This is a genomic window from Acholeplasma laidlawii (genome assembly GCF_015709225.1).
Classification (GTDB): Bacteria; Bacillota_I; Bacilli_A; order Acholeplasmatales; family Acholeplasmataceae; genus Acholeplasma; species Acholeplasma laidlawii_A.
Window position 1 is genome coordinate 1 of sequence record NZ_JADNRS010000047.1, and the last position, 8,914, is coordinate 8,914.

Below are 8,914 nucleotides of genomic sequence, written 5' to 3' on the forward strand. Positions count from 1 at the left end.
TGACTTTGGTGATATCAAAAAAGCTATAGAAATCTATGTAGATTATTTTAATCATCATAGAGTAGCTTATCGATTAGATTACTTAACACCAGTTGAATATCGAACTATAAAAGGCTTTAATTAAAAAAGCCACACATCTAGAAAATGATGTATGATAAAATATAAGTATCAAGGATATAATAATATCACTTTTATTTCTCAAAGGTGGTACCTATGTGTCCTAGAAAATCATAGCAGTGCACTCTGAAGGTAGACTCTTCACCTGGGGATTTAATGATTACGGTCAATTAGGTGATGGAACAACTGTAAGAAAATCTACCCCAACCCAAATCACACAAGCACACTATGTATTACATTCTGATACAGTCATATACAATCAAAGTATTATGGAATACGTACCATTACGAGATGGATATACATTTAGTGGTTGGTACAGTGATATCAATTTAAATACACCATATATATTTGGGGCTATGCCCGCAGAAGATATTACACTTCATGGTAAATGGGTATTAAATGATTGAAAAAAATATTTCATTGGCTCAATACCCCACAATAAGTAGATAGTTGAAGAACCTATTTTGATACAAAGAAATCACTACTTTCAAACAAATCCAAAATAAAAGGGCGAAATTAAGCCATCAATTTGGGGGTGCGTAAAATTTCACAAGGGTGCGTAAAATAACACAAGGGTGCGTAATTGTATCAATATAGTTCTACAAACCCAATCTTAAAGTTAAAGTTTTTCAAGACCCAATATGGGATATGAAAAACTTTTGTTTTAGTAACAAGTTTTTATAAAAAGAGGTGTAATCAAATGAAAAAACAAGTGATACAACGAATAGAGACCATTGATTTAGTCAATGGAAAGAAAGTATTTTTTGACTATGAAGGCAACTTATTTTCAATTAATAGAGAAGTTCCTGAATATAGACACTATAATGTACCTAAAGATGTAGAGGATGTTTGGAAGCAGACTATTGTTAATAATCTATTAGAAGAAATTAAAAAGACAAAAGGTTATGAAAAATCTTCAAAAGTTACAAAATTAATAGCTATATATGGTCATTATAATAATATACAATTATTAGAAGAACTACTTGATGATAATACATTGGATACATTTTCAAAGATCTTGTACTTAGAAGGTTTGAACCGAGAAAAATTAGGTGTTAATATTTCGATTAAGTATAAAATATTAAAGATTGAAGATCCAAAATCATATATCAAAGCTTTAAATGAAAAAATTTCGAACTACAAATCAATACTTTTAAATAGTCCTATCACGGTCGATGAAAGTTTTAAACAAAACTACGCATTTAAATACTATGATTTTAGTGATGAAAATATCTTTAAAAGAATTGAAAGTATTTAATCAATTGGTAAGCACACATATCAGGTGCTTACCTTTTAATTTATAGTATGTTAGACGTTTTCACCCAACATGTATTATAATCTAGTTATCAACGGTTATTTAAGGAGGGGATCTTATGAGGAAGATAAGTATTGTCTTATTACTTATGATAGTAGCTATTATATTAGCACCTAAACCAACTTATGCTGATATGTTTTCAAAACCTACAGCAACTATTCATATTAAGGGTGTTGATGTACCTTATGACTTTGAATTGTTAATTTCTTATGATGGTGATGTACCTATACTAGATGATGAAGCAATGTATGAGCTGGAAGCATATTATAAAGCAGATTATCCAATTGATGTACTCAATGGATATCAAGATCAAGATGGTTATGCAGCACGCACGCTTTATAGTGGTGGCGCCCCTGCATCACTACAACTCATAGATTCAAATACAATACATGTTGGATACTTTAGTGCTCCTAGAACCTTTAAAATCTTACTTATACTAGAGGATGATGTATTTATAGTTTCAAAAGCTATACATCGAAAGATGTTCACTTCGAAAATGACATTTGACCTTACGGGTGTTGATTTATCAACATCAAAATCTAATGTTGGAACACTAACTGAGGAAATCCCTTTACTAGAATTTTCTGGTAAATATATATTAAGAATATTACTGACCATTGGTGTAGAACTTTTAGTGTTACTAGCATTTATGTATAGAGATAAAAAGGATTTTATTTTTGTAGGTATCGTTAATTTCGTAACACAGTCTGCACTTACAATTGCTATGGTTGTGGGATACTATTTTTGGGCAGCAGAAGTTGGATTGATCATTACCTTAGTTTTAGGTGAAATTACAGTATTTACGATAGAGATGGTTGTATATGGTTACAAGTTAGACAAACAAAGTAGATCTAAAGCTTACCTTTACGGCTTTACAGCGAATGTTATAACACTAATGTTGACGATATTCACTTTAGGGGCTATCTAAGTGTAAAAAGCATGTAAAAGAAGGTTATACCCATCTATTTATATCGTTTATACATGTTATAATCAAAACATAACATAAAAAGTAGAGATATATATGAAAAGAGTCGCATTTGTATGTGTACATAACAGTTGCCGTAGCCAAATGGCTGAAGGTTTTGCAAAAACATATGGTGAAGGTATTATCGAAGTGTATTCTGCTGGAACTGAAAAATATCCAGAAGTTAAACCACTTGCTGTAGAAGTCATGCAAGAAGTTGGTATAAACATAGATAGCCAGTACCCTAAGCTACTTGATGATATTCCTATTCCTGATATATTAATCACCATGGGTTGTAATGCAAATTGTCCTTGGGTACCTAATGATTATCACGAGGATTGGGGTTTAGATGATCCAAGTGGTAAAGGTATTGAAGCATTTAGAGTCACCAGGGAACTTATTAAAATAAAAGTACTGGAACTCATAAATCTCGTAAAAAACAAGCAATTGTAACAATAAAAATTAATAATTAGAAAAAGCACACAAAAAACATTTGTTTTTTGTGTTTTTCATGTTTTTATTTCGTAATAATGCTATATTAGTAACGTTAAAACAAATTCAGAAGAAAGAAGAAGAACACACATGGGAAAAGCAAGTAACACGGGTGTAGATTTGGCATCATCTACACCAACATTCTGGAATAAGGTCAAAACATTTTTATCTAAAACGTTAAATGGGATGACATTTGGTATATTTGGAACAATTGTTGTTGGAGCAATTATCCAAACATTAGGGATTATTACAGGTATTGATGTATTAAGCCTGAGGGTAGCACCTGTATTAACCTCATTACTAGGTATGGGGATTGGTCTAAGTATTGGTTTATCACTTAAAGTCGATGGTTTAAAACTCATTATGTTATCCGTTGCTGGTGGTATCGGAACACTTGTTAAAATTGACTTTAGTATGCCTGGGTGGTTTGATCCGGTTAGCGTATCAAATAATCCAATTACAGCCTATTTTGTAGTTATTGGGGTATATTTTGCAATGCAAGCTATCTTCAGAAAGAAAACATCTTATGATTTATTCTTTATTCCAATTGTAGGAATCTTAGCTGCTGTTTTAGCAACGTATCTCATCTCATGGCCAATTGATCGATTTATGGAAATGATCTATAGTACTATTAAATTCTTTATGCAGTTAGAACCTTTTGTTACATCTGCATTTGTAGCACTAATATTTGGTATTTTATTAACGCTACCATTTATTAGTAGTGCTGGTGTTGCTATTGCAGTATTTTCTTTACCATTTGGTGTTGGTAATGCACTAGCTATTCCAGATCCAATTGCAATAGCAGCAATGTGTGCTGCAGCAATTGGTTGTTCCACACAAATGGTTGGTTTTTCTGTTCAAAGCCTAAGAAAAAACAATGTAGGTTCAATCTTTACCGTTGGTCTTGCTAGTTCAATGTTCCAATTTAAAAATGTTATGAGAAAACCAATTGTTTGGGCGCCAACTTTAATAGCTAGTTTTATTCTAGCACCATTAAGTTATTTCATTTTTGATGGTTATCAGTGGTTTATTGATCTCATACCAGTAGGGCACCAATTTAGTGCAGTATGGGCTGGTATGGGTACTTCAGGATTGGTTGGTATTATTCAACCACTTACAATCACTAATTTTTCATTAGATGGTTGGCTATTTGTTTCCTCCATGATACTATTTCCATTAGTCTTAGTATTTTGGTTAGATGTATTGTTTATTAAATTGAATTGGTACACAGAAAACGATCTTATATTAGATTCAAATTTATAAGAAAAATCCCTTAATCGGGATTCGTTTTTGTTAAGTTTAATATTTATTAAAATACATGATAAAATACACTTAGGAGATGATTTTATGAAAAGAAATTTAGCGTTATTAACAGACTTTTATGAACTGACTATGTCTAATGGATATTTCAAAGATAACCGCCATAATCAAGTGGCTGTATTTGATGTATTCTTTAGAAGTATTCCTGATGAGGGCGGTTATGCAATATTTGCAGGACTAGAGTCAATTATTGAATATATTAAAAACTTATCTTTTGATAAAGATACTATTGAATTTTTAAGAAATAAAAAAATATTTGATGAAGGTTTTTTAACATACTTAAAAAACTTTAAATTCACCTCTGATGTTTATGCAATCAAAGAAGGTACTCCAATATTTCCTAATGAACCATTAATGGTTATTAAGGGACCTATTATTGAATGTCAACTCATTGAAACATTTGTACTACTTTCTATTAATCACCAATCCTTGATTGCAACAAAGGCATCAAGAATTGTAAGAGAAGCAAAAGGTAGACCAGTCTTTGAATTTGGTGCAAGAAGAGCACACTCTTATGATGCAGCAAATCTAGGCGCTAGAAGTGCATATATTAGTGGTGTAACAGGTACATCAAATACCTTAGCTGACTTTATGTATGGAATTCCATCTTCTGGTACAATGGCGCACTCCTATGTTCAAAGTTTTCCAAGTGAGTATGAAGCATTTAAGAGCTATGCCTTAAATTACCCAGATAACTGTTTATTATTAGTGGATACATATGATACTTTAAATGAAGGTATTCCAAATGCTATAAGAATTCACAATGAAATCTTAAAGCCGATGGGTAAATACTTAAAAGGCATTCGTATTGATTCAGGTGACTTAGCTTATTTATCTAAGAAAGTACGTACTTTATTAGATGAAGCAGGTCTAACTGAAACTAAAATTACTGTATCTAACTCATTAGATGAATTTATTATCAGGGACTTAATCGTACATCAAGAAGCAAAAATCGATGCTTTTGGTGTCGGTGAAAGATTAATCACTGCAAGAAGTGAGGCTGTGTTTGGTGGTGTATTTAAATTAAGTGCTGTTGAAGAAGATGGTCAAATTATACCGAAAATCAAAATTTCTGATAATGTTGCAAAAACAACCATTCCAGGATTTAAGCAACTTTACCGCTTCTATGATGAAAACGATATGGCCTTAGCAGATGTCATTACACTGCATCATGAAGAAATCGATCCATCTAAACCATACACATTATTTGATCCAAATCATCCATGGAAACAAAAGATAGTAGAAAATTATAAAGTAGAAAAACTATTAGTACCTATCTTTGTAAAAGGTAAATTAGTCTATGATCTACCTTCAATAGAAGCGATTAGAAAACATAAAGAAATAAACTTTAATAAACTTTGGAAAGAAGTTATACGTTTAAAGTTCCCACATGAATACTATGTTGATTTATCACAAGAATTATGGGATTTACGACAAGCATTAGTAGTTAAGCATAAACATTAGAAAGTAGAACCTTACAATCATGGAACAAGTCATTTCAAAAAATACACAACGCATGTTAAATGGGAAGCATATATGGCTATATATGCTCCTTTTATCGTTACCTATACTAATAAACAACTTGATCAAGTCTTTTAATGGTATGGTTGATATTTATTTTATCGCTCGCATCAAAGATGTAAGTACAGAGTCAATTGACTCTGCAATTGCTGCACTAAATATTCATGAGTCATTTAATAACCTCATTTTAGCAATCGGTGTTGGATTATCGATTGCCGCTATGGCGATTGTATCTCAATTTGTAGGGGCTAAAAGGGAAGATAAAGCCAAATTCTATGCTGGTCAACTCCTTACGATAGCGCTTATTGTTGGGATTAGCTTAACGCTTGTAATATTAGGTTTTTCTTGGTTCTTCATTGATTTGTTGGGAGCTAAGGGACAAACATTTGATTTTGCTCTAGAGTATTTTAATATACGAAGCCTTGAACTTGTAGGTGTAATATTCTTTTTGGTTTATCAAGCAATTCGACAAGCCCAAGGATCAACCATTACACCAACGCTTTTAAATATTGGTGGTATTCTGGTGAATATAGGATTAACATGGTATTTTGTTGAAGTACTTAATTGGGGTGTTGCAGGTTCTGCATGGGCAACATTAATCGGTAACTTAATTTTTGTCCCACTGATGATTCTAGATTTATTTATCAGTCGCCGATACATGAGATTAAAATTAAGTGCCTTTGTACCTAAAAAGCGAACACTTAAAGAAATATGGCCATTTGCATATCCTGCAACCGTATCACACTCTGTAACATTTTTAGGATTTTTAATTATTAATTCATTTGTTTTAAGTCAGTTTGGAGATGTCATTTCCGCATCATTTTCAACTGGTAATAAGCTAAGTAATTTACTGATGAATCCAATCTATGCAATTACCACCATTGGTGCGGTATTTATTGGCGCAAATATTGGTAACAGACAACCCGAAAGAGCGTTAAAAGTATATAAGCAATCTGGTAGGATGACCTTTACAATTACACTAATAGCAATTCTTATAGCCATACTATTTAGAAGAGAATTTGTAACTTTATTAGTAGGTACACAAAATGAGCGATTGATTGAAGTATCTGTAGAATATACATTATGGTTACTACTTACCCAACCTGTGATGTCTATCTTCCAAAACTACATGGCTATCTTTAATGGAAGTGGACAATCAAAACTTGGACTTAAAGCACAGTCCTTTAGACTATGGGGATTACGTATACCACTATTATTTGGTTTATGGTTCTTATTCCCTGAAATGAAATATAGTGTTGTTTGGACTGCGATGAACATTTCTAATGTTGTTGCTATATTCCATGCACATCACTTAAGAAAAAACATTGAATTAGATATCAAAGTAAATTTAGAAGATGATGAAAGCGAGGTACTCGTATGATACATGTCGTATTATGCCAACCCGAAATTCCGCAAAATACAGGAAATATTATGCGTACTTGTGTAGGTAGTGGTGTCCATCTTCACTTAATAAAACCACTCGGTTTTAAAATAGATGATGCAAAACTTAGACGTAGTGCTGTTGATTATTATGATGCTTTAAATTTTGAAATTCATGAAGATTTTGAAAGTTTCCAAAATGAACATCCCGGCACATACTTTTATCTATCTAGATATGGTAGAAAAACTCATAGTGCCCCCAACTATCAAACTATTAAAGGTGATATCTATTTAGTTTTCGGATCTGAGTCCTACGGTATTGATAGAGCATTATTAAGCACAAATATCGAAAATACATTTAGAATACCAACAAATGATAAAATTAGAAGTCTTAACTTGTCAAACGCTGTAGCAATTACAGTCTATGAAGTACAAAGACAGTTGGGTTATCCTGAATTAAGTGAAGAAGAACCGGAAAGTCTAAAAGGGGCAGACTATCTAAAACAATTTAAGGAGTGATTAGAGAATGAGTAAAAAAATAAAAAAAGAAAAAAGAATTCAAACAATTGGTGAAGAAGTAGCAAATAGTGTATCACATGGTTTGATGACTGTATTTGGTATCGTAGGTCTAATTATGATGCTTATCAAATCTACTGATGAATTTCAAGTAGCGAGTGCCATAATATTTGGAATCTCTATGATTATACTTTACTTAAGTTCAACCATGTATCACGCTTTATCATTTACAGGTTCTAAAGCTGTATTTAAAAGATTTGATCATATTGGCATTTATATGCTTATAGGTGGAACATTTGCACCAATATTCTTACTTTTACCAGCTTTTAGAGTACCGATATTTGGTATGGAAGGTTGGATAACATTAGGTTTATTACTTTGTATACTACAATGGGTATTAATTATTACAGGTATGGTATTTAAATCCATTTGGGTTTACAGATTTCAAACCATGCATATTGTTATTTTCTTGTTACTTGGCTGGAGTGGTTTATACTTCATGATTGACCTTTATAAATATAGTCCATCAACTATGTGGCTCATTTTATTAGGTGGTCTAAGTTATTCAATAGGTGTTATATTTTATAAACAATCTGATAAGCTGTATTTTCACTTTATCTGGCACCTATTTGTAGGTTTGGGTACAATCCTACAATTTATGGCAATTTATAACTATTTAATTATTTAAAAACTAAAATTATGTTAATACTTGAATATTTATTCATGTTGAGTTAAAATCAAATAAGATAGGAAGGTAATATTATGAAAATTTTATCAGTTAACGCTGGAAGTTCCAGTTTAAAGTTCCAATTATTACAAATGCCAGAAGAATTTGAAATTGCATCTGGTTTGGTTGAAAGAATTGGTAATAAAAATGCAGAATTTAAGATTAAGTTTAACGGATCATCTAAAACTCAAAATGATTTAGCGGTTTTAGATCACTCAGTAGCTGTTGATTTAGTTATCAAAGGTTTACTAGAAAATAAGGTGATTGCTTCTCTAGATGAAATTCAAGGCGTTGGACACCGTGTTGTTCAAGGTGGAGAATTATTTAAAGAATCTGTAGTCATTGATGATGATGTAGTTATCAAAATTGCATCCTTAAATGACTTGGCACCACTCCATAATCCAGCACACGTTATTGGTATTAACGCTTTTAGAAAAGCTATACCAAATGTAATTCATGTTGCAGTGTTTGATACAACATTCCATCAAACAATGCCAGAAGAAAGCTTCTTATATGGCACACCATATGAGTGGTATACAAAACACGGTGTTAGAAAATATGG

Annotated in this window: 10 protein-coding genes and 1 pseudogene; all 11 read left to right on the forward strand. The window is 31.9% G+C overall.

Annotated elements, in window-relative coordinates; all coding sequences use genetic code 11:
• The first annotated feature begins 13 nt into the window (after window positions 1–13).
• Window positions 14–124 (forward strand): IS3 family transposase, encoded by a 111-nt coding sequence (locus IY230_RS06790; protein ID WP_374978439.1) that lies wholly within the window; start codon window positions 14–16, stop codon window positions 122–124.
• Window positions 125–236: 112 nt separating this feature from the next.
• Entirely contained in the window at window positions 237–524 is a 288-nt protein-coding gene (locus tag IY230_RS06700) for an InlB B-repeat-containing protein (protein ID WP_308705638.1), read from the forward strand.
• A 293-nt stretch (window positions 525–817) separates the two neighbouring features.
• The gene (locus tag IY230_RS04815) at window positions 818–1,375 is read left to right on the forward strand and encodes a hypothetical protein (RefSeq protein WP_196370276.1); all 558 of its coding nucleotides are present in this window, start codon (window positions 818–820) and stop codon (window positions 1,373–1,375) included.
• A gap of 115 nt (window positions 1,376–1,490) precedes the next feature.
• Window positions 1,491–2,360 (forward strand): hypothetical protein, encoded by an 870-nt coding sequence (locus tag IY230_RS04820; RefSeq protein ID WP_196370278.1) that lies wholly within the window; start codon window positions 1,491–1,493, stop codon window positions 2,358–2,360.
• 93 nt (window positions 2,361–2,453) lie between these two features.
• On the forward strand, window positions 2,454–2,849 hold the full coding sequence (locus IY230_RS04825; RefSeq protein WP_196370280.1) for an arsenate reductase ArsC: 396 nt from the start codon (window positions 2,454–2,456) through the stop codon (window positions 2,847–2,849).
• 129 nt (window positions 2,850–2,978) lie between these two features.
• Window positions 2,979–4,151, forward strand: a complete 1,173-nt coding sequence (locus tag IY230_RS04830) for a PTS transporter subunit IIC (protein WP_196370282.1) — start codon at window positions 2,979–2,981, stop codon at window positions 4,149–4,151.
• Between the two features lie 84 nt (window positions 4,152–4,235).
• Window positions 4,236–5,672, forward strand: coding sequence for a nicotinate phosphoribosyltransferase (locus IY230_RS04835; RefSeq protein WP_196370284.1), 1,437 nt, complete (start codon window positions 4,236–4,238; stop codon window positions 5,670–5,672).
• 19 nt (window positions 5,673–5,691) lie between these two features.
• Complete coding sequence (locus IY230_RS04840; RefSeq protein WP_196370286.1) at window positions 5,692–7,110, forward strand: MATE family efflux transporter; 1,419 nt, start codon at window positions 5,692–5,694, stop codon at window positions 7,108–7,110.
• Window positions 7,107–7,628 (forward strand): tRNA (cytidine(34)-2'-O)-methyltransferase, encoded by a 522-nt coding sequence (locus IY230_RS04845; RefSeq protein WP_196370289.1) that lies wholly within the window; start codon window positions 7,107–7,109, stop codon window positions 7,626–7,628. Before IY230_RS04840 ends, IY230_RS04845 begins: the two co-directional genes overlap by 4 nt.
• Window positions 7,629–7,635: 7 nt before the next feature.
• Complete coding sequence (trhA, locus tag IY230_RS04850; RefSeq protein WP_196370291.1) at window positions 7,636–8,313, forward strand: PAQR family membrane homeostasis protein TrhA; 678 nt, start codon at window positions 7,636–7,638, stop codon at window positions 8,311–8,313.
• A 74-nt stretch (window positions 8,314–8,387) separates the two neighbouring features.
• Window positions 8,388–8,914 (forward strand): annotated as a pseudogene (locus IY230_RS04855) (acetate kinase); the annotation flags it as partial.